This window comes from Acinetobacter sp. ANC 4470 (assembly GCF_002135335.1).
Taxonomy (GTDB): domain Bacteria; phylum Pseudomonadota; class Gammaproteobacteria; order Pseudomonadales; family Moraxellaceae; genus Acinetobacter.
Map to the genome: position 1 here is coordinate 253,334 of NZ_NEGC01000002.1, position 25,579 is coordinate 278,912.

Annotated in this window: 26 protein-coding genes and 2 tRNA genes; 9 read left to right on the forward strand and 19 right to left on the reverse strand. The window is 40.5% G+C overall.

The window, feature by feature from the left end; genetic code table 11:
* Positions 1–36: 36 nt before the first annotated feature.
* The 9 genes from B9T25_RS04340 to B9T25_RS04380 form a co-directional block, all read right to left on the reverse strand.
* Entirely contained in the window at positions 37–840 is an 804-nt protein-coding gene (locus B9T25_RS04340; RefSeq protein WP_086187249.1) for a putative RNA methyltransferase, read from the reverse strand.
* An 83-nt stretch (positions 841–923) separates the two neighbouring features.
* Entirely contained in the window at positions 924–2,042 is a 1,119-nt protein-coding gene (gene mraY, locus B9T25_RS04345; RefSeq protein ID WP_086187250.1) for a phospho-N-acetylmuramoyl-pentapeptide-transferase, read from the reverse strand.
* Positions 2,042–3,448 carry a UDP-N-acetylmuramoyl-tripeptide--D-alanyl-D-alanine ligase gene (locus tag B9T25_RS04350; RefSeq protein WP_086187251.1) on the reverse strand — a complete coding sequence of 469 codons (1,407 nt, stop codon included), beginning with the start codon at positions 3,446–3,448 and terminating at the stop codon, positions 2,042–2,044. The genes mraY and B9T25_RS04350 overlap by 1 nt, the downstream gene beginning before the upstream one ends.
* Positions 3,449–3,456: 8 nt before the next feature.
* Positions 3,457–4,953, reverse strand: a complete 1,497-nt coding sequence (locus B9T25_RS04355; RefSeq protein WP_086187252.1) for a UDP-N-acetylmuramoyl-L-alanyl-D-glutamate--2,6-diaminopimelate ligase — start codon at positions 4,951–4,953, stop codon at positions 3,457–3,459.
* 10 nt (positions 4,954–4,963) lie between these two features.
* Complete coding sequence (gene ftsI / locus B9T25_RS04360) at positions 4,964–6,784, reverse strand: penicillin-binding protein PBP3 (RefSeq protein WP_086187253.1); 1,821 nt, start codon at positions 6,782–6,784, stop codon at positions 4,964–4,966.
* Positions 6,785–6,797: 13 nt separating this feature from the next.
* Positions 6,798–7,130: a cell division protein FtsL gene (gene ftsL, locus B9T25_RS04365; protein WP_086187254.1), complete on the reverse strand. Its 333-nt coding sequence runs from the start codon at positions 7,128–7,130 to the stop codon at positions 6,798–6,800.
* On the reverse strand, positions 7,130–8,053 hold the full coding sequence (gene rsmH, locus B9T25_RS04370; protein WP_086187255.1) for a 16S rRNA (cytosine(1402)-N(4))-methyltransferase RsmH: 924 nt from the start codon (positions 8,051–8,053) through the stop codon (positions 7,130–7,132). The genes ftsL and rsmH overlap by 1 nt, the downstream gene beginning before the upstream one ends.
* A 180-nt stretch (positions 8,054–8,233) precedes the next feature.
* On the reverse strand, positions 8,234–9,253 hold the full coding sequence (locus B9T25_RS04375; protein WP_086187256.1) for a sulfate ABC transporter substrate-binding protein: 1,020 nt from the start codon (positions 9,251–9,253) through the stop codon (positions 8,234–8,236).
* 247 nt (positions 9,254–9,500) lie between these two features.
* Positions 9,501–10,502: a sulfate ABC transporter substrate-binding protein gene (locus B9T25_RS04380; RefSeq protein ID WP_086187257.1), complete on the reverse strand. Its 1,002-nt coding sequence runs from the start codon at positions 10,500–10,502 to the stop codon at positions 9,501–9,503.
* 374 nt (positions 10,503–10,876) lie between these two features.
* On the opposite strand from B9T25_RS04380, the gene B9T25_RS04385 reads away from it, so the two are divergent.
* The 6 genes from B9T25_RS04385 (at position 10,877) to B9T25_RS04410 (ending at position 14,399) form a co-directional block, all read left to right on the forward strand.
* On the forward strand, positions 10,877–11,179 hold the full coding sequence (locus B9T25_RS04385) for a hypothetical protein (protein ID WP_086187258.1): 303 nt from the start codon (positions 10,877–10,879) through the stop codon (positions 11,177–11,179).
* A 138-nt stretch (positions 11,180–11,317) separates the two neighbouring features.
* The gene (gene gltX / locus B9T25_RS04390) at positions 11,318–12,826 is read left to right on the forward strand and encodes a glutamate--tRNA ligase (protein ID WP_086187259.1); all 1,509 of its coding nucleotides are present in this window, start codon (positions 11,318–11,320) and stop codon (positions 12,824–12,826) included.
* A 58-nt stretch (positions 12,827–12,884) separates the two neighbouring features.
* A tRNA-Ala gene (locus B9T25_RS04395) sits at positions 12,885–12,960 on the forward strand.
* A gap of 30 nt (positions 12,961–12,990) precedes the next feature.
* Positions 12,991–13,066 (forward strand) — tRNA-Glu (locus B9T25_RS04400).
* Between the two features lie 240 nt (positions 13,067–13,306).
* On the forward strand, positions 13,307–13,696 hold the full coding sequence (locus tag B9T25_RS04405) for a hypothetical protein (RefSeq protein ID WP_086187260.1): 390 nt from the start codon (positions 13,307–13,309) through the stop codon (positions 13,694–13,696).
* Between the two features lie 205 nt (positions 13,697–13,901).
* A complete protein-coding gene (locus B9T25_RS04410; RefSeq protein ID WP_086187261.1) occupies positions 13,902–14,399 on the forward strand; it encodes a hypothetical protein in 498 nt (165 codons plus the stop codon).
* 50 nt (positions 14,400–14,449) lie between these two features.
* On the opposite strand, the gene B9T25_RS04415 is transcribed toward B9T25_RS04410, so the two are convergent.
* The 3 genes from B9T25_RS04415 to B9T25_RS04425 form a co-directional block, all read right to left on the reverse strand.
* Entirely contained in the window at positions 14,450–15,403 is a 954-nt protein-coding gene (locus B9T25_RS04415) for a 2-hydroxyacid dehydrogenase (RefSeq protein WP_086187262.1), read from the reverse strand.
* Positions 15,404–15,515: 112 nt separating this feature from the next.
* A complete protein-coding gene (locus tag B9T25_RS04420) occupies positions 15,516–15,713 on the reverse strand; it encodes a hypothetical protein (RefSeq protein ID WP_086187263.1) in 198 nt (65 codons plus the stop codon).
* Between the two features lie 144 nt (positions 15,714–15,857).
* Positions 15,858–17,129 (reverse strand): hypothetical protein, encoded by a 1,272-nt coding sequence (locus B9T25_RS04425; RefSeq protein ID WP_086187264.1) that lies wholly within the window; start codon positions 17,127–17,129, stop codon positions 15,858–15,860.
* 122 nt (positions 17,130–17,251) lie between these two features.
* On the opposite strand from B9T25_RS04425, the gene B9T25_RS04430 reads away from it, so the two are divergent.
* Both B9T25_RS04430 and B9T25_RS04435 read left to right on the forward strand, forming a co-directional pair.
* Positions 17,252–18,043, forward strand: coding sequence for a class I SAM-dependent methyltransferase (locus B9T25_RS04430; RefSeq protein ID WP_086187265.1), 792 nt, complete (start codon positions 17,252–17,254; stop codon positions 18,041–18,043).
* A gap of 2 nt (positions 18,044–18,045) precedes the next feature.
* A complete protein-coding gene (locus B9T25_RS04435; RefSeq protein WP_171262718.1) occupies positions 18,046–18,630 on the forward strand; it encodes a hypothetical protein in 585 nt (194 codons plus the stop codon).
* Positions 18,631–19,058: 428 nt separating this feature from the next.
* Here B9T25_RS04435 and B9T25_RS04445 read toward each other — a convergent pair whose 3' ends face one another.
* From B9T25_RS04445 to B9T25_RS04455, 3 genes are all read right to left on the reverse strand, one after another.
* Positions 19,059–19,469 carry a GFA family protein gene (locus B9T25_RS04445; RefSeq protein ID WP_086187268.1) on the reverse strand — a complete coding sequence of 137 codons (411 nt, stop codon included), beginning with the start codon at positions 19,467–19,469 and terminating at the stop codon, positions 19,059–19,061.
* A gap of 74 nt (positions 19,470–19,543) precedes the next feature.
* Positions 19,544–20,746, reverse strand: a complete 1,203-nt coding sequence (locus tag B9T25_RS04450; protein ID WP_086187269.1) for a TIGR03862 family flavoprotein — start codon at positions 20,744–20,746, stop codon at positions 19,544–19,546.
* Between the two features lie 7 nt (positions 20,747–20,753).
* Positions 20,754–21,428, reverse strand: coding sequence for an SAM-dependent methyltransferase (locus B9T25_RS04455; protein WP_171262726.1), 675 nt, complete (start codon positions 21,426–21,428; stop codon positions 20,754–20,756).
* Positions 21,429–21,512: 84 nt separating this feature from the next.
* Here B9T25_RS04455 and B9T25_RS04460 point away from each other — a divergent pair, with 84 nt between their 5' ends.
* Positions 21,513–21,698 (forward strand): DNA gyrase inhibitor YacG, encoded by a 186-nt coding sequence (locus tag B9T25_RS04460; RefSeq protein ID WP_086187271.1) that lies wholly within the window; start codon positions 21,513–21,515, stop codon positions 21,696–21,698.
* A 65-nt stretch (positions 21,699–21,763) separates the two neighbouring features.
* Here the strand turns inward: B9T25_RS04460 and B9T25_RS04465 are convergent, their stop codons facing one another.
* The 4 genes from B9T25_RS04465 to murI all read right to left on the reverse strand — a co-directional run bounded on the left by B9T25_RS04465 (position 21,764) and on the right by murI (position 25,546).
* The gene (locus B9T25_RS04465; RefSeq protein WP_086187272.1) at positions 21,764–22,408 is read right to left on the reverse strand and encodes an MBL fold metallo-hydrolase; all 645 of its coding nucleotides are present in this window, start codon (positions 22,406–22,408) and stop codon (positions 21,764–21,766) included.
* Positions 22,409–22,429: 21 nt separating this feature from the next.
* Positions 22,430–23,443, reverse strand: coding sequence for a ferrochelatase (gene hemH / locus B9T25_RS04470; RefSeq protein WP_086187398.1), 1,014 nt, complete (start codon positions 23,441–23,443; stop codon positions 22,430–22,432).
* Positions 23,444–23,510: 67 nt separating this feature from the next.
* Positions 23,511–24,539 (reverse strand): DUF4062 domain-containing protein, encoded by a 1,029-nt coding sequence (locus B9T25_RS04475; RefSeq protein ID WP_086187273.1) that lies wholly within the window; start codon positions 24,537–24,539, stop codon positions 23,511–23,513.
* Positions 24,540–24,673: 134 nt separating this feature from the next.
* A complete protein-coding gene (gene murI, locus B9T25_RS04480) occupies positions 24,674–25,546 on the reverse strand; it encodes a glutamate racemase (RefSeq protein WP_086187274.1) in 873 nt (290 codons plus the stop codon).
* Between the last annotated feature and the right edge of the window lie 33 nt (positions 25,547–25,579).

Here is a 25,579-nt window from a genome sequence, read left to right on the forward strand (position 1 = left end):
AAAAAGCCCTCATTTGATGAGGGCTTTTTATTGATATCATTTCTTTTTAAAGACGTAAATTTGGAACTGCCCTGTTAACTTAAATTGCTCACTCTGCTCCAAAGCCTGACGACGTTCGGGTTTAGCTTTATAAGCATAGGGTGTCATTGCAATGAGGTTTTTCAAATCTGTTTGTTGCAAAGTAAATATTGATTCGACAACACATTCTTCAACCAATTCAAAAGCATCTTCCAATTGCTCAACAAACTTATGCGACTCATGTGGATTTACTTCTTCAAATAATGCCTCACGCATGGCATATAAATGCTCAGTTGCAGGTGTGACCACCATTAAATAAGCATTAGGTTTAAGTACACGTAAAATCTCTTGCTTTGGAATTGGACTAAATAGGCTGGTACACAAGTCAATTGAAGCATCCAATACAGGTAAAGTCGCGCCTGTGCCCACCACCCATGTCACCTCTTTATTCAGCTTCGCTGCCACCTGTACTGCATTTTTAGCAATATCGACCCCGATACATTGCTGCACTTCAGCTTGCATCGCATTGGTGTAATAACCTTCGCCGCAACCAATATCCAGTAGATTTTTAATACCTAATTCACGAATTTTTGTCACTACAGCATGTTGTAGTGGTGCATAAAAACCTGCACTTAAAAAGGCACGACGCGCTTGCACAGATTCAGGTGTATCACCCGGATTTTTACTATGCTTATGTTGTACGACATGTAAATTCACATATCCCTGCTTTGCTACATCGTAACTATGCTTATTGACACAGCTCCATGTTTTCTCAGTTAAGTGCAATGCCTCACGACATACAGGACACATGAGCAGATTCATTATTTTCTCCAAAAGCGTAAATGTGCAATAAAAAGAGCCGGCAAATGTGGGAGCAAATGCCGGCTCTTTTTTCAAGGATTTGCTTAACGTAATTTTAAGGTCATTAAACCCAAAACAACCAGCATAATTGTAATAATCCAGAAACGAATCACCACTTGAGTTTCACGCCAGCCTTTTTTCTCATAATGATGATGCAAAGGTGCCATTAAAAAGACGCGTTTATTACGCATCCGCAATGAGCCAATTTGTAAAAATACAGAAATCGCTTCCACCACAAATACGCCGCCCATAATCGCAAAGACGATTTCCTGACGAACCATTACTGCAATAGTGCCTAGCATTGCACCTAATGAAAGCGCGCCAACATCACCCATAAATACTTGCGCTGGATGTGCGTTATACCAAAGAAATGCTAAGCCAGCACCAATCATCGCAGCACAAATCACCACCAGTTCAGATGAATATTTCACATAAGGTAGATGTAAATAATTGGCAAAACGGACATCACCCGCAAGATAAGCAAATACACCTAAGCCTGCTGCAACCAAAACGATTGGCATAATCGCCAAACCATCTAAACCATCCGTAAGATTCACAGCATTAGATGCGCCATTAATCACTAAATAAGTAAAGAGAATAAAACCTATACCCAAAGGAATTGCTGATAATGGAATACTGAAATTTTTAAAAAATGGAACCAATAAATCCAGCATATTCGCAGTATGTACTGGATTAGCTTGTTGTGTCGCAATCACATACAGTGTAATACCAGCACCTAAAGATGCCACCGAAGTCCAAAAAAACTTTTTCTTTGCAGGTAAACCTGCATTGTCTTTATAGCGAACTTTAATCCAGTCATCAGCCCAGCCTACAGCCCCAAAAATCACCATGACTGCCAGTACAATCCAAACATAAGGGTTAGATAAATCTGCCCAAAGCAAAGTGGAAATACCAATCGACAGTAGGATCAAAATCCCGCCCATAGTCGGTGTGCCCATTTTTTTGGCATGATTTTCAGGTGCGAATGAACTCACTGCTTGACCATATTTGAGTGCCTGAAGCTTACGGATCATCACTGGACCCAAAAACAGACCAATCGTCAGTGCCGTTAAAACACTGAGCAAAGCACGTAATGTTAAATAGCGAACCACATGAAATGAGCTGTTATAGCCCGCCAGTTGTTCAAATAGCCATAACAGCATTAAAGTTTCTCCATCAAATCAGCCATCAATGTTTCCATGTGGGTATAACGAGAACCTTTAAACAGGAAACTCATGGATTGCGGTTGATGTGTTGCAATTAAATCAATTAAAAAAGGCAATGCCTGTTGCTGTGTCAAAAAGGCCTGCATTTTTTTACCATATTGAGTACTACGTGCACCTTCTTGTGCTGCGGGTGCAAACTCTCCCACCGCCACTACAAAGTTAATGCCTTGCGCAACCAGATCACGCCCGAGCATATAATGCTGCTGTGCCGCAGATGCGCCTAATTCACCAATATCCCCCATCACCAACACTTTCACACCACCTTGCTGAGCAAGCACTTCTGCTGCTGCACGCATGGAAGTTGGATTAGCATTGTAGGTATCATCAATGAATAAATATTTATCCTGCTGAATAAAGTTCAAACGCCCTTTTGCACCTTGAGCTTGTTCCAGACCTTGCACAATATCGTCCAAAGTAATGCCAATCGCCAAAGCAAATGCTGCCGCAGCAGTGGCATTTTGCACATTATGCTCACCCGCAAAAGGTAAATCCACAGTACGCACACCCTGCGGTGTATTTAAGCTAAAGGTAGATGACTGTGGATGCAATGCAATCTGTGTAGCAAAAATCTCACCACCTTCACCAAAACTTAAACACTGTTCAGTTTTGACCGACTGACGGATGCTATCAACAAAATCATCCGCTGCAGGAATGATCGATGTCCCTGATGGGGCAATATGCGCATAAATTTCAGATTTAGCTCGGCAAATACCATCACGTCCGCCAAATTCACCTAAATGCGCTGTGCCAATATTAATAATGCCTGCCACCTGAGGTTGAACCAAATTGGAGGTGTAATCAATTTCCCCCTGATGACTAGCACCCAGTTCCATGACTGCATATTGATGCTCAGCACGCAGCTCCAGCAACATCATCGGTACACCTAAATCATTGTTTAAGTTGCCGCGTGTAATCAAGGTCGGCGCAAGACGAGATAAAATACTACCGAGCATTTCTTTAGTGGTGGTTTTACCGCTACTTCCCGTTAACGCAATCACTTTTAATTGCGTGTTTTGCGCACGGCGATAAGCACCTAAATGACCCAATGCCAAACGAGTATCAGCAACCACCAACTGGCAAATATCAGCATCAACAGGATGACTCACAATGGCGATTTGACAGCCATTTGCGGCAACTTGTACCACAAAGTCATGGGCATCAAAACGCTCACCTGTGAGGGCTAAAAAAGCATCGCCAGCTTCTGCATGACGTGAATCAGTCAAAATACGCTTAATATCACCCACAGGGGCTTGATCCTTGAACCAATAACCTTGTGTCGCTTGAAGCAATAGATCTGCTGTCCAAGGCTCTAAAGCTACGGTACTTGTCGTCGAGGTATGCATAATTTTTCCTATTGAGCCGGATATGCTGAATCTGTACTGTGATGCTGTGCATCAATGGCTGACTGCACTTCTACGACATCATCGAACCAATGGCGTACGCCATCAATTTCCTGATAGTTTTCATGACCTTTACCTGCAATTACAACAATATCACCAACCTGAGCATGATTGACGGCAAATTTGATCGCTTCACGGCGGTCATGAATTTCATGAACAATATGCGTGGAAAAATCTATGCCATTTTTCATGTCGGCAAAAATTTGTTCTGGATCTTCAGTTCGTGGATTATCTGATGTCAGTAAAGCAACGTCTGTGCCATCTAATGCTGCCTGAGTCATGAGTGGACGTTTACCACGATCACGGTCACCACCACAGCCAAACACAGCCCATAAATTTTGCGCAACATGACGTTTTAAGGTCGTCAACACTTGAGTTAAAGCATCGGGGGTATGTGCATAGTCGATAATAAATAAACGCTCAGCATCACGAATCACCTGCATACGACCCGGTGCACCTTTTAACTGCGCAACCACGGCAATTAATGCAGCCAAATCAAAGCCTGCCTGTTCAGCACTGACCAAGCTTGCCAGTAAATTTTCCACATTAAAATGACCCAACAATGGGCTTTGCACGGTAAATTCGCCCTGTGCAGTAATCAATTTAAAATTTGCACCATTCAAGCTATATTGAATATTTTCAACCTGATAATCCGCAACCTGCGTGGTTGAATAGGTCAAAATTTTCGGCTGTGCAGGATTGGCTTTTGCCGCATCCAGCATAATCTCTGCATGTGCATCATCAAGGTTAATAATCGCCACTTTTAAAGAGGGAAATTTAAATAAAGCTGATTTTGCTTCAGCATAAGCTTCAAGCGTGCCGTGATAATCTAGATGATCACGACTTAAATTGCTATAGGCTGCAATTTCAATATCACAGCCATTTAAACGACCCTGCTCCAAACCATGTGAACTGGCTTCAATTGCAGCAAATGCAGCACCTTGTTGTGCATACTCATGCAAAGCATTTTGCAGATTCAAGGCATCTAATGTCGTATGCGAAGAAACTTCTAAATTCGGTAAAATACCATTCCCTGTCGTGCCCATCACTGCACATTTTTGACCTTGTAGCATCAATAGTTCAGCCACTAAACGAGAGATCGTAGTTTTTCCATTGGTACCTGTAACCGCAAGTATTCGTGCTACTTGTACAGGTGCTGTTGCCTGTAAATATTGTTTTTGCCACTGTCCCATCAAATGACGAACGTTCGGCACAACTACACTATGCTCTAAACCTAAATCAACCTCACTGACCACCGCTAAAGCGCCATTTGCCAAAGCAGAGGCTGCAAACTGCAAGGTTTTTTCAGGCTGAGAAAAACTATTCAGGGCAATAAAAATTTGCCCTGCTTCAACTTTACGACTATCTAAACTCAAACCGCTGAATGGCCTAGCCATCCAGCCAGTGATTTTCTCAGCAGTGTAGAGCTCTTGAAATGTAATGGACATTCATCACCTATTACTGGATTTTAGGAGTATCTAAAGGTTTATCTAAAGGTACATTCATTAGGCGTAATGACTCTTGCATCACACGTGAAAATACAGGTGCAGAGACCGTACCACCGTAATAACTGCCTTGGGGATTTTCTACCACGACAATCATCGCTAAACGTGGATCACTCACTGGCGCAACACCTGCAAAGAGGGCACGATATTCACTGGTTGAATAACCTTTTCGGTCAGCACGTAACTTATGTGCCGTACCTGTTTTACCTGCAACACGGTAGCCTGGAATCGTGGCACGGGTTGCCGTACCGCCCGGCAAAGTTGCGGTTTCCATCATCAAGAGCACTTGATCGGCAATTTTTGCATCAATAATTTGCTCACCTTTCGGTGGTTGCTCTAATTTGTATAAACTTAAAGGAACCTTGACCCCTTTATTGGCAAGCATGGCATAAGCATCCGCAATTTGTAATACGGTCGCATTTAGACCATAACCATACGCCATGGTTCCCACTTCAGATACATTCCATTTGCTCGGTGGCAAAATTAAGCCGCCACTTTCACCCGGAAATTTCACCGCTGAACGCTGTCCAAAACCGACCCGTTTATAGAAGGTTGGCAGTGTTGCATAAGGCAGGGACAAGGCAAGTTTCGCAACGCCAACGTTAGATGATTTTTGAATGATGCCGCCTAAAGTCAACGCGCCATAATTATGGGTATCACGAATGGTATGATTACCGATACGCATACTACCCGGTGAGGTATTCACCACTGAGTTTGCAGTATATTTTCCACTTTCCAATGCCATTGAAACTGTTAACGGCTTCATGGTTGAACCTGGTTCAAATGAGTCAACAGCACCACGGTTACGCATGGCATCTTTATTGCCTAAACTTTTTTTATCGTTCGGATTATAAGACGGCCAGCTGGTCATGGCTAAAATTTCACCTGTCTTTACATCCACAGCAATCGCTGTCGCTGAACGTGCATTATTGGCAACACCCGCAGCAGTCAATTCACGATACATAATATATTGCAGACGCGAATCAATACTTAAGGTGATATTTTCCCCGGCTTCCACCTCTTTAATCACTTCGGGGTCTTTGAAACGATTGCCTTTTTTATCACGAACAACTTGCTGTGCGCCATCACGACCCGATAAAACAGTATTGAGCTGCATCTCCAAACCTTCAATTCCAATCCCTTCACTATTGGTTAAACCAATAATTTGTGCATTTGGCTGCGGCTGCGGATAGTAACGTTTATAGTTTTTTTCGGTATATACACCTTGGAATTCACGTTTTGCAATCAGTTCAGCTTGCTGAGGTGGGATTTCTTTTTGTAAGACTAAATAACGGGAACGAGGACGCTCGTTCATTTTCTTTTTCAATTCGGCACGATCAAGTCCAACCGCATCAGCAAGTTCATCTAAGTTTAAATTTTTATCGGGTAATTGACGTTTCAGCTTACGGTTAGTTGGATCTTTCGCCAGTTCGGCAGTAATTTGCTCAAATTGTTTTTTAGTTTCAAAATAATCACGTGGATCAATCACCACTTTCATGACAGGCGTACTAATAGCTAAGGGTACACCGTGGCGATCATAAATCACGCCACGCATTGCCTTTACTTTTTCAGTTCTTAAAATATTGGCATTGGCTTTATTTTGCAAAAAGTCTTTATTAATAATCTGCACATAAAATGCACGTCCTACCAAAGCGATGAAGCAGAGCAAAACCACACTCCACATCAGATAAAAACGCCACATATCGACACTCAGTGTTGTTTTTTCTGTAATAGACTGCTTTTTACGTACTTGCTTATTTCTCTTGTCCACCATATTACCGCTAGCCTTATTTTTTATCTTCTGAAGTCATTGGTAAAGAAATTACAACGGTCTGTGCTGCAGGTGGCGAATACATGCGTAATTGGGTCACCGCTCGTGTGCCAATTTGTGCAGTCGCACCAAAGGTTTGTTGCTCAATCAACAACCGTCCCCACTCTGCATTAAGATCATCTTTTTCTCGGGTAAAAGAACTCAGTTCACGATAATCATGACGATATTCAAATACTTGAAATACCACCATAAGTGCGCTCACAAAGACCAAGACCAGTAAAATGATATAACCGATGATTTTTTTCATCGTTAATTTTTCTGTTTTCTTTTCAACAACTTCAGTTTTCATTATTCGCCTTTTAAAGCTAAACGTTCTGCAACTCTAAGCCATGCACTACGTGAACGAAAATTGGCTTTTATCTCTGCTTCACTGGCACGCACTCGGGAAATTTTCTTTAAACGACGGGTATCTTCCCGCTCTTGTGGCATCCCCCAACTGGTATCTTCCGCTAAAGTTGATTCTTTTTGAATAAATTGTTTAATTAAACGATCTTCCAAAGAATGGAAGCTAATCACAGCCAAACGACCCTCTATTTTGAGCACCTCAACCGCTTGCGGTAAGAATGCTTCAATATCTTCTAATTCTTTATTAATGGCAATACGAATGCCCTGAAAAGTTCGTGTTGCCGCATGCTTCTTTTTTTCCCATTTTGGATGCGCGACTTTAACAATTTCAGCCAATTGCGCGGTGGTATCAATATAACCTGCTGCTTTAATGGCTTTGGCAATACGACGGCTATAACGCTCTTCACCATATTGGAAAATCACATTGGCCAAAGCTTCTTCTTCTATATTGACCAACCATTCAGCCGCAGTCGGACCTTGTGAATTGTCCATACGCATATCCAGTGGACCATCTTTCATAAAACTAAAACCACGTTCCGCCTGATCCAGCTGTGGAGAAGACACCCCTAAATCTGCCATCACGCCATCCACCAAACCAATTCCACGTACTTCAAGTTCTTGTTTTAAATCGGCAAAACTAGCATGAATAATTTTAAATCGTGGGTCTTCTTGTTCTAAGATTGCCGCAGTTTCTAAAGCTTGAGGGTCTTTGTCAAAACCATAGACACGAGCATTTTCATCTAATTTAGACAGTAATAAACGTGTATGACCACCTCGACCAAACGTACCGTCTACATAAATTCCTGTATTTCTATCTGCCAATAAGGCATCAACAGTTTCGTGAAGTAATACAGAAATATGCGACATAAGGGTTCAATCAATACTATGAAAAGTGTAACTGCACATTATTACCTTGTTTTGATAAAGCTCCAAACGTCTTTTTGTAGATAAATATTACTTTCCATAGAGAAAACCGTTTCAACTTTTCACAATATGCCATAAAAAAAGCCTCCGTTTCGGAAGCTTTTAAAATCACACGTCAATCAGTTACTTACGTGTATTATAAATCTGATCAAAAGTTGCACCATTCACAAAGTGGTTTTTTTGTGCTTGCGCCCAACCACCAAACACTTCATCAATCGTGAATGTTTTTAATGGCGGAAATTGTGCTTTGTATTTCGCCAACACTTTAGCATTACGTGGACGATAGAAATGCTTTGCTGCCATCTCCTGACCTAATGGTGAATACAAATAATTGATATAACCTTTGGCTAACCATTTATTGCCATTTTTCTCTACCGTCTTATCAACAATAGCAACTGAAGGCTCAGTTAAAATTGAAATAGATGGGTAGACGATATCGAACTTATTTTTACCCAAGGTTTTTTGCGTCACTAAGGCTTCATTTTCCCAAGTCAACAAGACATCACCAATACCGCGCTCAGCAAATGTAGTCATTGATGCACGTGCAGCCGAGTCCATCACTTTTACGTTATGGTACATTTTACCGACAAAATCTTTGGCTGTTGCATCAGTACCACCCGGTTGTTTCAGCGCATAACCCCAAGCCGATAAATACACCCAACGTGGTAAACCACCTGTTTTTGGATTTGGCGTGATAATTTGTACGCCTGATTTGGTTAAATCAGACCAGTCTTTAATATTCTTCGGATTGCCTTTACGCACCATGAAAACGATGGTTGAGGTATAAGGTGCAGAATTATGTGGAAACTCTTTTTGCCAACCCGGTTGAATTTGACCAGATTTTACAATTTCTTCAATATCATTAGCTAAAGCCAAAGTCACCACATCGCCTTTCAAACCATCAACGACAGAACGGGCTTGTTTACCTGAACCACCGTGTGACTGTTTAAACTTTACCGTATTACCAGTACGCTGTTTCCAATACGTACCAAAGGATTGATTGAATTCATCATAAAACTCACGCGTTGCATCATAAGATACATTTAAAAAATCACGATCTGCTGCTTGAGCAGAAGTTGCAGTAAAAGCAATGCCGGTTGCCAGCAATGCTGCACTGAATAAGGCTTTAAATTGAGTTTTCATTACGATACAAACAAGTTATCTTCATTGGTACTAAATATATGAAATAAAATCATAAATCGCAATCCATTCAACTTACTGAAAAAACTATAAAATTGGAGCCTTTTATTTTAATTTATTGTTTTAGTTTAGAAATTCCAAATACAGTTTACTTATTCCATATTTATACTATTTCATGAATTACATATAATAAAAATGGATAACAATTATTATCCACATCCTTAAAACTTAATAAAATCAGGTTGTTTATTTATTGCTTACTGCTGTAAATCTGATCAAAAATCGCACCATTTACAAAATGGGTTTTCTGCGCTTTTGCCCACCCACCAAATACATCACCAATGGTAAAAAGTTTAATTTTTGGAAATTGTGCAGCATATTTTGCTGCAACTTGTGGATTACGTGGACGGAAAAAATACTGTGCCGCCAAATCCTGACCTTTCGGCGAATATAAATAATTCAGATAACCTTTGGCTAAATTACGGTTGCCATTTTTATCGACCGTTTTATCGACAATGGCCACGGAAGGCTCTGCTAGAATTGAAATTGAAGGATAAATAATCTGAAATTTGTCTTTACCCAAACCTTGGGTCGCCAGTAAGGCTTCATTTTCCCACGACAACAACACATCGCCAATACCCCGTTCAGCAAACGTAGTTAAAGAACCTCGAGCACCTGAATCAAGCACTTTCACATTGCCGTAGAGTTTTGTCACCAATGCTTTTGCTTTAGCATCATCGCCACCAGGCTGTTTTAAAGCATACCCCCAAGCTGAAAGATAGATCCAACGTGGTGCACCCCCCGTTTTTGGATTTGGTGTGATAATTTCTACGCCCGATTTGGTTAAATCATTCCAATCTTTAATATTTTTAGGGTTACCTTTACGCACCAAGAACACCACAGTTGAGGTATACGGTGCCGAATTATTCGGGAATTGTTTTTGCCAGTTTTTATGGATCAATCCTGCATTGACAATTTCTTCAATATCATTGGCTAAAGCCAAGGTCACCACATCGGCTTGTAAACCATCAATCACCGAACGCGCTTGCTTCCCCGATCCACCATGCGACTGTTTAAAGTCTATGTCCTGCCCTGTCCGTTGTTTCCAAAATGTGCCAAAAGCCTGATTGTATTCTTGATAGAATTCACGGGTCGGGTCATAGGAAACATTGAGAAAATCTTTTCCAGCAAAGCTCGGTGAAGTCATTCCACCCAATAAAGCAACAAGAGTCGACACTATTATTTTTTTCATGTTTATACATCGCTTATTGAAGATCTTAAGTACTATATAAATCTAAAATAATTTTATCAATCATGTGGTTATATCGTTTTATTCATTCAAAATCAGTTTTATAGATATCCATTTAAATGCTGATGTATGCATTTTTATGACTAAAAACAGAATAAATGCCGATTAATCTGTATGACCTGAACAAATCTCCATGTTCTATCCATAGTTTTTTGATACAAAGTCATGACATTCAATGCATTTTTATCACTTTGTAAAAGAATGTGACCTAGTTCTACTTTTATATTTTTTTATGTGGTTAAATGGTGGTGCTAGAATAAAAAAAGCTATTAGTAAATTTCAGTACCAAAAGGCAGTAGAAAAAGGGGAAAGTTGAAATGAAATATACACAGTTTATCAAAATATGTAGTTTAAGTTTAACTCTAGGTCTGATGGCTCAAGTGGGACATACGGCTGCTATTAAAGCTACGGATGCAAAGGTAACACTTGCTCCTGAACGCTCATCATTGATTGAAAAAGCACTGCAGCAGCAAAAGCAAGGGAGCAATACTTTACGTGGCGATAACGATTTAAAAATTCTCACTGAAATTAAAGTCGCACCGACACAAAGCTTTTTTGCGTCTCAAAATCAAAAATTCACCCGCTTCGTACAAGCACTATTTCCTCAAAATAACTCTTAATATTTAAGATAACGATAAAACGTCTTCCCCTTTAAGACGTTGCAATCAAGCCTAATCATTTCAATGTTGAATTTAACATTAAGTGATTAGGCTTTTTCGTTATAATAGTTTCCATTCACATTCTGAAAAATATTGATTATGACTGTTCGTACTCGTATTGCCCCTTCTCCTACAGGCTTCCCACACGTAGGCACTGCATATATTGCTTTATTCAACCTATGTTTTGCCAAGCAACATTGTGGGGAATTTATTCTTCGTATTGAAGATACTGACCAACTTCGCTCAACCCCTGAATCTGAAAAAATGATTTTAGATTCATTACGTTGGTTAGGTTTAAACTGGTCTGAAGGCCCAGATATCGGTGGTCCACATGCACCTTACCGCCAATCTGAACGTATGGGAATTTATAAGCAATACGCGCTTGAATTGGTTGAAAAAGGTCATGCTTTCTACTGTTTCGCAACAAGCGATGAACTGGATCAAATGCGTATCGAGCAGCAAGCACGTGGTGAAAGCCCACGTTATGATGGTCGTGGTTTATTACTGTCTGAAGCGGAAGTACAAACTCGTCTTGCTACGGGTGAAGCACATGTCATTCGTATGAAAGTTCCTGCTGAAGGTACATGTCAATTCAATGACATGCTCCGTGGTGAAGTGGAAATTCCATGGGCGCAAGTGGATATGCAAATTCTGCTTAAAACAGATGGTTTACCGACCTATCATTTAGCCAATGTAGTTGATGACCATTTAATGCAAATTACCCACGTGATTCGTGGTGAAGAATGGATTCCATCTGCGCCTAAACACCAGTTGCTGTATCAATATTTTGGTTGGGACATGCCTGTGCTTTGCCACATGCCATTGCTGCGCAATCCAGATAAATCAAAATTATCAAAACGTAAAAACCCAACCTCAATCAATTACTACAAAGACATTGGTGTACTTCCAGAAGCATTGTTGAACTATTTAGCTCGTATGGGCTGGTCAATGCCTGATGAAAGTGAAAAATTCACTTTGGCAGAAATGATTGAGCATTTCGACATCAAACGTGTCTCACTGGGTGGGCCAATCTTTGATGTAGAAAAACTCAACTGGCTTAATGGTCAATGGATTAAAGCCCTGTCTCCTGCTGAATTGTTAAATACACTTTTGGCATGGAAAGCAGACCGTAAAATGTTGGAAGACATTGCTGCGGCAATTCAACCGCGTATCAATTTATTGTCTGAAGCAGTGAATTGGGCGGGCTTCTACTTCAATCAATTTCCACAATTGTCTAAAGAACAGTTTGAAAGCAAAAAATTGTCTGAAGAACAAGTTCGCCAAAGCTTACAATTCGCGATTTGGCGTTTAGAAAGCTTATTTACGTGGAATAATGATACCGTTAGCCAAACCTTGATGGATTTGGCGACCCAAATGGAAATTAAGCTACGCGATTTCATGCCTACATTCTTTATTGCCATTGCTGGTTCGACCAGTTCAACCCCTGTTATGCAGTCTATGGTCACCATTGGCCCAGATTTAACCTTTGCTCGTTTACGCCATGCACTGGAAATGGTCGGTGGTCCGAGCAAAAAAGAAGCGAAAGTGTGGGAAAAACTCAATGAAAGCTTAAAATTGCCGAAAAATGATGCAGTTGATGAGGCATAATTGATTTTATAGTTGACGTGTGAACACAATGCCCCTAATATTGCGCTCACACAGACTGGGGGTTATAGCTCAGTTGGTAGAGCGCTACAATGGCATTGTAGAGGTCAGGAGTTCAATCCTCCTTGACTCCACCATATCAAGTTTTACCTGTGTTGCCTCGATAAGTCCCTATCGTCTAGAGGCCTAGGACATCGCCCTTTCACGGCGGTAACCGGGGTTCGAATCCCCGTAGGGACGCCAAATTCAAAAAAGCCACTGACCTATTCAGTGGCTTTTTTATTATCTGTACACTATGCAAATTGATCTAGCAGTAAAAAATTGATTCACCGACCTCATTTTGTTCTTCTGTCCAATGATTTATGGGAAACCGCCAAGCTACAGATATACAACGTAATCGTCATCAATAAAACCAAAACTTATAGGCAATTCACTTTCAATTTCATATACTCAGACTAACAATACTCAACAACAAAGAATATTATGAAACTTAAAACTCTTATTTTGACTGGTCTTGCTAGCGTTGCTCTTACTGCATGTACATCTACACCCAAGATCCCACAACTTGCAACGGGTGTACTACAAGAAATAGAAAACTTAGATGTTTATCCAGACACCACCAATAACAAAGCCAAATTGACTAAATTTAGTGACAAATGCGTGATTGAATTTACTGGGAACCTTAAAGCTGGCAAGTCTGTAGAACAATGGTCATTTAAAAATTTAACCCTTATTTCGGGCGGTTCTGCAAGCTTTGCAAAAGATGGTACAAGTACTGCAACTAATTTTGACCTACACGATGCAACGGTACAAAAGAACTTCCTTGCTCTACGTAACTACTTTGCAAAAGAAGCCCTCGCACAATGTGAATAATAGGTTTCTGACATAGTCCTAAAAGCCCTCTTTTATAGAAAATGGGGGCTTTTTTATTACACCATTCACACTGTAGGAGTAAATGTATAAGCATGTTGTAAGGCTGTATCAATTTCAGCATATTTTGCTTTAACCGCTTCATTCGCGATTACAATAAATCTAGAATCTAGATAATCGCGACACAATGAAAGGAATAAATACAGATATGAAACTGATGAAAACAGCACTATTCAGCAGTGTAATTTTAGCATCCACTTACCTTTTTATCCAAAGTACCTCGGCAGCAGAAACAGCGCCAGCACCTAAAACAGCACCTACTTATGGCGATAACCCGAATATCTTTAAAGTGTTGGGACATAAAGCACAACAAGTTGCACAAAACACGGCGGATAAAGTCGATCATGCAGCGCAAAGAGGCATCGCCAAAGTAAAACCTAAAGTTGACAATGCTTGGGAAGAAAGCAAAACGTTGGCAACTGAGACTTCAGTGCTTGCAAAAGAGAAATCTCAGCAAGCCGCAGCAACCGTCAACAGAAAAATCAATGAAACCAAAGATGGTATTATCAGTAGCCCAAATGCACAGCCTGCACCAATTGTTTCACGTCCTTTAAGCCAGTCATCTATCCCTGTTGAGTCTATGCCAGTTCCAACACCGACAATAGAAACACCACAAATGCAAAGTAATGGAAGCATAAATTTATAATTCATCTAGCCTCTCTTTTTTATTTGGAAGAAAGCTGCGCAGAGCGTCGGTTAATTCACTTGTCGAATGGGCTGTCCTGCTTTAAAAGCAGCAACATTGTCCTCCATCTGCTGCACAATACGCTGACGTGCATCTACACTCCCCCATGCACTATGCGGAGTAATAATTAAGTTGGGAAGATGATGATCTAACAAGATATTGCCCTCTTTCGGGGGTTCAACCGTCAATACATCAGTCGCCGCACCTGCAATTTTTCCTTGAACTAAGGCATCAGCAAGGGCTGCTTCATTGACAATTCCGCCACGTGCACAGTTAATTAAAAATGCACTCGGTTTCATTACATCAAAGGCCTTGGCATCAATCAAATTGCGGGTATCTTCTGTTAATGGACAATGCAGACTGAGGAAATCAACCTGAGGCAATAATGCTGCAAAAGGAATACGACTGCTATCAGATGGGCGATTTGGCAAAGCCCCAACTAAGATATTCATACCAAAGGCTTCGGCTAATTTAGCCACGGCTTGCCCCAACTCACCATAGCCTAAAATTCCCAAAGTTTTGCCTTCCAGTTCAATGATGGGGAAATCCAACAAACAAAAAATGGGTGATTTATTCCATTGCCCTTGCTGCACCACACGATCATATTGAATTAAGGAGGTGGCTAAAGCCAACATTAAAGTTAAGGTATGCTGAGCCACAGCAGAAGTGCCATATCCCTGACAATTACACACCACAATACCCTGCGCACGTGCTTGAATCAGGTCAATATTATTAGTGCCTGTTGCAGAAATTAAAATCAGTTTCAAATTCGAGCATTGTCGAATCGTTGCTGCATCCACAATCACTTTATTACTAATGATGACATCCGCATATTGCACACGCTCTAATAACTGCGCTTGGTTTGTGCTTGGATATAAACTTAACGTGTCAAAACTGGCCTCTAGTGCGCTCAAGTCCAAATCATGTTGATCGAGTGATTCATAATCTAAAAATACGGCTTTCATTGAGCATTCCTTGGCTAATTTTGATCAAAATCTACAGATTCATTTTAAAGATTAAAAGCCAAATTTGTTATATCTTTCAACTAAACTCAAACATCTATTATGAAGAAACCCACTATTTAGCGGGTTTATTAATATGGACTTGAATAGACTTGCGTATTTGACTAAACACATACATTGCCAAGGCGAAAACCAAGAGTAATCCACTACCCATAATGATATACGTGCTATCTGGAATCTGGGCAAATGCATAAGAAGGTAGCAATAGCGCAAGTATGGCTAAAAACACGGTCGGTATAAAATCACGCTTCATCCTTAAGCATCCTTTATTATTTATTCTTCGACATTTAACAAATTGAACTTGCCTTATATTTTCTATCTTAGACCGATTAAAATATAAAGCAAGTGGTCAAAAACCAGACTAAAGTCGCGTTTATTTTTATCAACAATTGTAAGCTTAAGGTTGTTCAGGTTGCGTCACGAATTGAGCAGTTTCAGGCGCGTCTTCAATAAAATCATGACCGCCATATTCATTATTATTTAAGTTTAAATGCTTATAACTGAGCAAATAGTAGTCGCTATATTTCTTCATTACAATGGGATGCATGCCCACGGTTAAAGGCTCTTGTTCTTTAAATAATTTCATGACCTGTCGATCATTCATTGCCACAACGTAGCGTTGATCATTTAAAGTAATTTGTACCAGAGCACTGCCTTTGGCAAAAATTGGAATCAAAAATTTATGATTTAGCGCTATAGCACTGGCTGCATAACTTTCAATTTTTTGGCTAATCACATTAAAGACCAAACCATGACCAAAAGAGTCAAGTAACTGACTGCGGTTTTCTTGCGGTAAATTAAGCTGTATACCCAGTTTGAGTAGATCTTGCTTACTCACTTTCTTATTGCTCAACAATTCTCTTAATAGCATTTGTTTGAGCTTTGAATCAAAAAATTGGTTATCGAGCTGTAAATCATTGTTAATTAAAATTGAACCCAAGGCATTTTTATGTCGCGGCAATAAATTTTCAATGACTTTACGATAATAAAATTTACTGTTCTTTTTGACCTGACGGATTTTTTTATAAAAATAGGGTGCATCAAAATCATGTAACAGAAAGTCATGCAATAACTCAGAACTGGCCAATACCGCAATGGCATCATGCCCAGTAAAAGGTAATTTCAAGGTATGAATTTGCGGTAAAACCTGTTCAAGCTTTAAGTATTGCGCACGATCTTCTGGACAATAGGGATCATAAATCACAATATATTCACGTTCAGCAGAAACATCTTGTGGTTGGATTTGCATGTTTGCATTCAATTCTGCATGAAAAAACATGTTGTAACGCGGGTCTTTAACATCGTCAGGATTAATTGAATACTGTGGTACTAGGGCAACCACACGCTTTAAATCAAGTAAATTCGAATATTTAATCGCGGCATAACCGCCCATTGAACCGCCATAGCCAATGCGTATTTTAAAGGGTGCAATCAAATCTTGAATTTCGGCAAACATCTGACGCATTGAACTTTCAGGAAACCACGATTTCTGCTTCGGCATAATGCCAATGACATTAAAACCATGTTTAGAAAGTGACTTTTCAGCATTAATCGACAATCCTTTGGCGCGCGTAATTAAGTCGCCAAAAGAGAAAATCAGCTCATCGGATGAACCTTTTAAAAAAATTGCACGAATTTGTTCGTCTTCAAAAATAATGTGTTTTTCCATTTCCACACCGAAGCAAATCGGCCCTTGTTTTTAGAGTCAATAAAACAAATAGACAGCTTGCCTATTTACCAAAAGCGAATATGTTATTTTATAGATGCTAAGAAGATTAAAAAGCGCAAAATATGACACAATCACTACATCCAGCCGCTCAAAAAGGCTTCAGTTCAGCGGCAGAACTCTATCAACAGGTTCGCCCCAGTTATCCACCAGACATCGTACATTGGCTGCAAGATCAGCTTCAACTTGATGAAAAATCACGGGTGATTGATCTAGGTTCGGGTACTGGCAAATTCTTACCTTACTTACAACAGATCACAAAACACATTACCGCAATTGAACCGATTCAGGAAATGTTGGCACAATTGCAAAGCGCCTATCCAGACGTTCAGACACTACAAGTATCGAGCGACCAGCTGCCCTTAACCAAACATAGTTTTGATGCTGTAATCTGTGCACAATCGTTCCACTGGTTTGCCAATTTTGAAACATTACAGCAAATTCATCATGTGCTCAAACCCACAGGACATTTGGCCCTGATTTGGAATCAACGTGATATACAGGTCGATTGGGTCAAAGCCCTTGCAGATGTCATTGAACCTTTGGAGGGTAACACACCTCGTTATCATAGTGGTCAATGGAAAAAGGTCTTTGAGCAGCAAATATTGTTTCAACTGGAGCATGTACAGACCTTTCAACAAGCGCATATTGGTACTGTGGAAAATGTCGTTTCTAAACGCTTACTTTCAACCAGTTTTATCGCAGCAATGCCAGAGCACCAACAACAACGGTTAAAAACCCAATTTGAACAGATTGTTTTCAAGTACACTGGAAAACAATCTCAAGATGAAATTGCTTTTCCCTATTTAACCTATGCTTATGACTTTAAAAAATTGATGAAAAAAATAAAGGAATGATCATGAATAAACTGCAAATAAAACAACTTGGTTTTCCTTTTTTACTCTGCTCAAGCCTGCTAATCAGTGCTTGTGATAACAGTAAAAATAGCATGGCTGAAAATGACAAAATCCAGCCTGAAGATAAAGTCATGCAGGAGTTAATTACCGAACCGGTGAAAGCTTTTGAAAAAACGCCAGATGACCAGCACGATATCGCTTTATTGACCGACTTTGATCAACGTTTTACGCAAATGAGCGATGACATGGAAGATGAGCTGAGCAAAATGCAAGAAGCTGGTTCCCTCAGCGACGAATTTGCATATTATCGCAAACGTGACAATGTCCAGTCGGCACTTAACATGTTAAAAGAACTGGATTTAAAAACGGCGCAAGGTCGTTATATTCAAGGCTTAATTGCAGAATATTGGCAAATACAAGCCAAACTTTATGATGAGAAAAAAGAAACTAAAGCAGTTGATTTGAAAAAGTCAGAGGATCAAGTTAAAGGCTTAGGTGAGTTTTTACATGCCCAAGAACAACTTGAACATTGGCAATCGCAATATCCTGAAATGGCGCAACCTGAATCAACAAAATCAGCCTCATAAAAAAAGGATTACTTGATTAATGCCAGTCAGTTAAGAAATTGACTGGTTTTTTATTTTAAATTCATAATGTTATTAGATACATGGAAACGTCATCCGCAACTTGAGCAATAAATAAAGTACGGCTTTATTTTGCAGCGCAAGGCAAGACTACTTTAAAAAAGTAAGGTTTCTGCGATTAATTAATCAACAAAAGGGATTTGACGAGTTTTGCGGTGAGGCGCACTGCGCCGCAAGATGCCTTTCTTGCGAACTCAAAATATATTTTGAGTTTCTCATTTGGGCTAAACCAAAGAACCAAACAAGCTCCAAGCATTTGACTTAAAAAGATAAGACTCCGTCGTGAATAACTAAAAAAGCTAAGGAGTTTGAAGCCCCTTAACTGATCAGCATTAATCACGTGACCCATTTTGGCAGCTGCTAGCAAAACATTATGCTCGCTCAGCATATTGCGGAAAAGTATCGAAAATCGTATCCCATTCTGCTTTAGAAGCCACAAAAATATGCTGTGTTGGCGTTTGTGTCAGTGCTGTATCCAAGGTCCCGATACGTAAACGGTAGACATCAGGTGTTTCCGCTTTAATGCTGATAATCGGTGAGCCACAATCGGCACAGAAACAACGCTGAGTGGTTGTGGTCGATTGAAATTTTTTCAGTAAATGCTCACCTTGTACAATTTTAAAATCTGCTTTTTGAATGGGCGCATTGGTTGCAAAAGCAGTGCCATTGGCTTTACGGCATTTTTGGCAATGGCACTGAATAATGTCGCCTATTTTACCTTGAATTTCATAGCGCAGACCGCCACACAAACAACTTCCTGTATATCGATTGTCTTCAGCCATAAACGACTTCATTTTTTATCATAAGGGAGTTTTTAAGCTAGCATATTTCTGATCATGCTTCAAAAAATCAACGACTATTTTTGAGCAAAAAGATAGTTTTGCACACCCTCAGCTGCGGCACGACCTGTAGCAAAACAAGCCGTCAATAAATAGCCGCCCGTCGGTGCATCCCAATCCAACATTTCCCCACAACAAAAGACCTGTGGATTTGAACGCAATTGCAGCTGTTCGGTCAGTACCTCACGTTTTATTCCGCCAGCACAACTAATCGCTTCTTCTATCGGGCGAAAACCCGTGAAAGGAATCAGTAGATGTTTGATCTTTTGTGCCAACGCCAAGGGATCATGCCAGAACTCTTTGGCAACCAATTCACGGACTAAACTGGCTTTAGCTGAATCTAATCCAGCCTTACGCCAGACATTGCTGAGCGACTGCTTTTTACTGGGTTGTAATTTTTGGGCTAACTGCGCAATGGTTTGATCGGGCAGTAAGTCCAAATATAACTGCATCGTCTGACCATTTTTCACTTGCTCACGCAATGCACGACCTTGCTTATAGACCAAACCACTTTCTAAACCATAATGGCTAATGACAATATCACCCATGGTTTTAGCTTGATTATCCACCCATGCTTCAACCCGCTTTAACGGTTGACCAAATACAGGTTGCATAAACTTAGACCATTGATGTTCAACGCCTGCATTGCTGGCTTGAAAGGCTTCAATCTCACCCTTTGCTAACCATTGCTGCCATGCACCATCACTGCCTAATTTTGACCAAGACACCGCACCACAGGCCAGCACGATTGCATCGAAATGCTGTACTGCAACCTGTTCACTAACTAAATCTTTGACCGTCAATATAGCTGCATTTAAGTCTAAACACTGATGCCGATAATGAAATTGAATAGCCTGTTGCTGCAAGCGTTTAAGCCATGCACGCAATAACGGGGCGGCTTTCATTTCAATGGGGAAAACCCGCCCAGATGAACCAATATAGGATTCAATGCCCAAATCTTTCATCCAGCTTTGAATCCAGACGGCATCCCACTGTCTCACCCACGGTTCAAGCCATTCTGCTTGATCATAGCGCTCAATAAATTGTGCCACAGGTTCGGCATGGGAAATATTTAAGCCTGTTTTACCCGCCATTAAAAACTTACGCGCAGCCGAAGGTTTCTGTTCATAAACATGCACTTCATAATCGGACTGGCTTAAAACTTCCGCAGCCATGAGACCCGCAGGACCAGCACCTATAATTGCAACTCGCTTTTTCATCAGTGACTCATTCAGCTTTTGGAGGAGCAGCAGCTAAATCTGTTTGCTGAGCTGCATTCTGCCCCTGTAAAGGCATAAAATCGTCAAAATGGGTGCGATAACCTTCTGGTTTGGTGATGATCAGCTGCTGACACAATTCACCACGCTCTAAATACTTAATTTCAAAATGTGTACGAGCTGAGGTTTCAGCAATCACTTCCTTAACAAAAGGTAATTTCCAGACATCTATTAACTGCTGCTCTGCTTCAGCTATATATTCAGCAATATTACTGGCTAAAGTAACTGTTCCACCAACCTGTAAACGTGACAATAAAAATTCAAAAAATGGCATATTTAACCAGCGCTGCGCTGGATTATGTGGCTCTGGATTTGGATATAAAATAAAAAACTGCTGTACTTGAGCAGGATGCAATGCATGTACAATCCACGGCATTGCATCGGCATGAATCGGTTGTAAATTAGCTTGTCCTTCTAGGACATGCTGCTTATGCATGGCGAGACATTTTTCACGTGTCCGTTCAATCGCCACTAATTTTTTTTCAGGATTTTGTCCCGAAAATAACAAAGCATGTTTACCCTTACCCGCGCCAATTTCCACACAAATGGGATCTGGGCTGATCATTTGAAAATCACGAGGCGCATGCATACGCTGTGCTTGAAATTGACGAATTGGCATAATCAGATCAAACTAACAAAAATCGGCTCAAGTCTAGCAAGAGCGACTGTATTTGCCTAATCGAATCATCATTTTTATCTGGAGAATCACATGACTCGCACTTTCCCTTGCCCACGTTGTGGCAAACCTTCAACTTGGGAAGGCAATGAGTTCCGTCCTTTTTGTTCAGAGCGCTGTAAAATGATTGACTTAGGCGCGTGGGCAAATGATGAATATAAACTTCCAACTCAAGATGCACCACAAGCCGATGGTGGTCGTGAAGAAGATCAATTCTAATAATTTAAATAAATAGCGATAAAAAAGGTCTGTATATACAGACCTTTTTACCATCATTCTGCGAATTAACCCGCTTTACCTACAACAAACGGATTATGTTGCTTTTCAAAACCAATGGTACTGATTGGCCCATGACCTGAAATAAATTGCGTTTCGTCAGGTAAGCTAAAACACTCACGTTTAATCGAATCAATCAGTTGTTGGTGATTACCACGCGGAAAATCTGTACGACCAATTGAACCTTTAAACAGTACGTCACCCGTCCAAAGCAGAGCATAATTTTTGTTATAAAACATCACATGACCTGGGGTATGTCCTGGTGCAAAGCGAACTTCAAATTCTTCATCACCCAACTTTAAAACTTCCCCGCCTTCTAACCACTGATTCACCTGCACTTTTTCTGGAATAGGAAAACCATACTTAGCAGATACTTCTTGGATCATATCGAGCCAAAAAGCATCTTCTTTATGCGGCCCAATCACAGGAACATCCCAGACTTTGCTTAATGTACCGACTGCTCCTGCATGGTCTAAATGTCCATGCGTGAGCCATAAGGCTTTTACCGTTAAACCTAAAGCATCGATTTCAGCTTTTAACTTCTCAGCTTCGCCACCAGCATCAATCAAAATTGCTTCTTTAGTCTCGGCATCCCAGACAATTGAACAGTTTTGTTGAAATGCCGTGACAGGAACAATTTTGACTTGCAACATAATGGTGAAACCTCGATAAGATTAGTGCGCTAATGTCTGCGTTAATGCATCAAGATTAGCTTGAAGCAAAGTTGTGAGCAATGCCAAATGATCTGCATCGACATTTAAAGCTGGAATATAAGCGTAGTCTTGACCACCTGCTGACTTAAACAAGTCTGCGTTTTGAATCGCCAATTCTTCCAGCGTTTCTAAACAATCTGCTGAAAAAGCAGGACTCATAATCTGTACCGACTTCACGCCTTGCTCTGCCCATTGCTGCAATATGACATCGGTATAAGGTTTAACCCATTCCTGTTTACCAAAACGTGATTGGAAGCTAATCGCCCACTGATTCTCTGCTAAATTCAAAGCCTGAGCCAATAATTGTGCTGTGATATGACAACGATCAGCATAGGGATCGCCCTTATCGGCATAAGGCTGTGGAATACCATGAAATGACATCAATAATTTTTCCGCACTGCCATGCTCTGCTCGATAATTACGCACACTTTGCGCCAATGCCTGAATATATAAAGGATGCTGATAATAATCACGAATCATCGATAGACCCGGCAAATTACGCTGAGTTAGTATCCATTTCGCAATCGCATCATAAAGTGGTGCGGTAGATGTGGCTGAATATTGAGGGAACAAAGGCAATAGAATAATGTGATCTTGCACATTTGCACTTAAGTTTTGCAGTAAATCTTGAATCCCCGGATTGCCATAGCTCATGGCAGGCACTACATTTAATTCAAATTGCGGATAATCTTGAGTCAATTGCTGTTGAACCGCTTGCACTTGTTGCAAGACAATTTCACGCATGGGTGAATCTTGCCCCCAGACCACTGCATAGGCATGTGCAACACGTTTTGGACGAAAGGGTAAAACAAAGAGTCTTAAAATGATTTGCCAAATTGGTTTTGGAATTTCTATCACACGCTGATCGGATAAAAATTGCTTCAGAAAACGGCGGACTGCAACAGCAGTGGGTTCGTCTGGCGTACCCAAATTAGCCAAAATAATGGTGACTTTCGCTTTAGGTGCAGAAAACATCAAACCCTTTTCCAACATGAATAAACTGGGTTTATTTTAACAGTTTTCTACACCTTCTCCATATCAATTAATAGGACGAATTAAATTGAAAAGCACGATTATTATCCAGTAAATTACTTTCCAGCAATTTCTGTCCCTTCGGCGTTAACTGCCACAACATACGTTGACGGTCATCTCGTCCAGATTGAATAATCCAGTCATTTTGGCGCATTTGCATTTTAATGCTGTGCAATGCCCGAATATTGATTTGTGATCGTGCAACCGCATGTGCACGAGGCATTTCTAGCCGTGCATCTGCCAAACCAGAATCATTTAAATATTCATTCATACATTTAGAAAAATATTCTTCTGGTGTTGGGTTGGTAAACATGGTGCCTAAAATACTCAGTAACTGTGCCCAAGTCAGTTTCTTTTGAATTTTCAGTTCTTTAAAATTACCGTCCTGATAAGCATGCATACGATATTCAAAAGCAAATACTTCATGCATCGAAACTTTTTGCAAAGTTAAAAATGGATCGACCTCACGCTTACCTACTTCAGTTTCAAGTTGCTCAATTTTTACTTTCAGTTGATCAATTTCATCATGCAATAATTGGGTGTTCTGCGGTCTCACCCAGCCTGAAACAGGATAGCGTTCTAACATCTGCGGCATATTAAAACGTACTGCCATTTCTAAATCACGTATGCTGCGATAGGTAAAAATTTGATCCGCTTCTTGTTGTAATAATTTACGGAACTCTAAAAACTTATCACATAGTTCTGGCTTTTGATCATGCAAAGACGAATCCCGAGATAATGGGTCTTCATGCATAAATATAATAATAGGTTTCTGTTTGGTCACCGCATAGATATATTCTAAATGCATGTAGCCAACACCAGACACTGATTGCTCGCCATATTGGCTGCCCAAAAGAATCACCACATAGTCACAATCGTCAATTTGACGACGTGCAAATGCAGTACTTAAAGGTGTCCTTTGTTCCAAGCCCCACGAAAAGAACCCCATACCCACTAAAGTTTGAGCTAAAACAATACGCTCTGGCTGCATTTCGCTGCCAGAAGTAGAAATAAAAACCTGATAACGCTTATCGAGCATTTGGTTATCCTCTTCCAATTGCACATTACACCTTCAACTTTAGCCATGCTTAGCAGTTGTGCTGTAATCCGATGACCCTAATCTAAAAGTTATTTTTTATACTATATTTCAAGAGACTAGTCGCGTTTCACCGCTTATTCAACAGTAATATTACGAATATCCCAAGTTAAATCATCTTGAATTAGGTATTGCAACACAGTTTTTAAACTTTCTGCGTTATTGCCACTGACATGACATTCAATACGCAAACCATCATTTTGATCTTGTTCAAATAATAACTCATTTTTAATCAAAATTTGGGCTGTTTGTCGCGCAACTGGTACACCAGAGTCAATTAATGTCAGTTTCTGACCAAAAATAGACTCAATTGCAGGTTTTAAGAAGGGATAATGGGTACAACCCAAGACTAAATAATCAGCACCTTGCTCCACTACAGGTTGTAATATTTCTTTTAAGACAGCTAAGCATTCCACACTCATTTGTGTACCACTTTCCACAAAGGGCACTAAATCAAGACAGATCACAGGAATGACATTGACCTGAGCAGGAAGTGCGAAACGCTGCATGACTTCTTGAATCAATTTGCCGCGAAATGTCGCTGGCGTTGCCAGTACAGCCACCGTTTTTGATTTGGTGTGCAATACCGCTGGTTTTAAAGCAGGCACCAAGCCAATAATCGGGAAGTCTTCACCATAATGATCACGTAAATAATCAAGGCTAAAGGCAGATGCCGTATTGCATGCCACTACCGCGACTTTACAACCTTGCCGATATAACCATTCAATCGCTTGAGCAGTCAATTCACGAATATCCTGATCATCACGTGGCCCATAAGGCACATGGGCAGTATCTGCATAATAGAGAATTCGTTCTTTCGGTAAATATCGAGCGATTTCCTGTGCCACCGACAACCCACCTATTCCAGAGTCAAAAATCCCAATCGGTGCATTCGGTTGCGCCTTAGGCATTGGGTCTATTAAAGGAGAAATAGGATGAATGGCTGTCATAGCTTCACTTTCAGCAGTTCAAAAAAGAGGGGG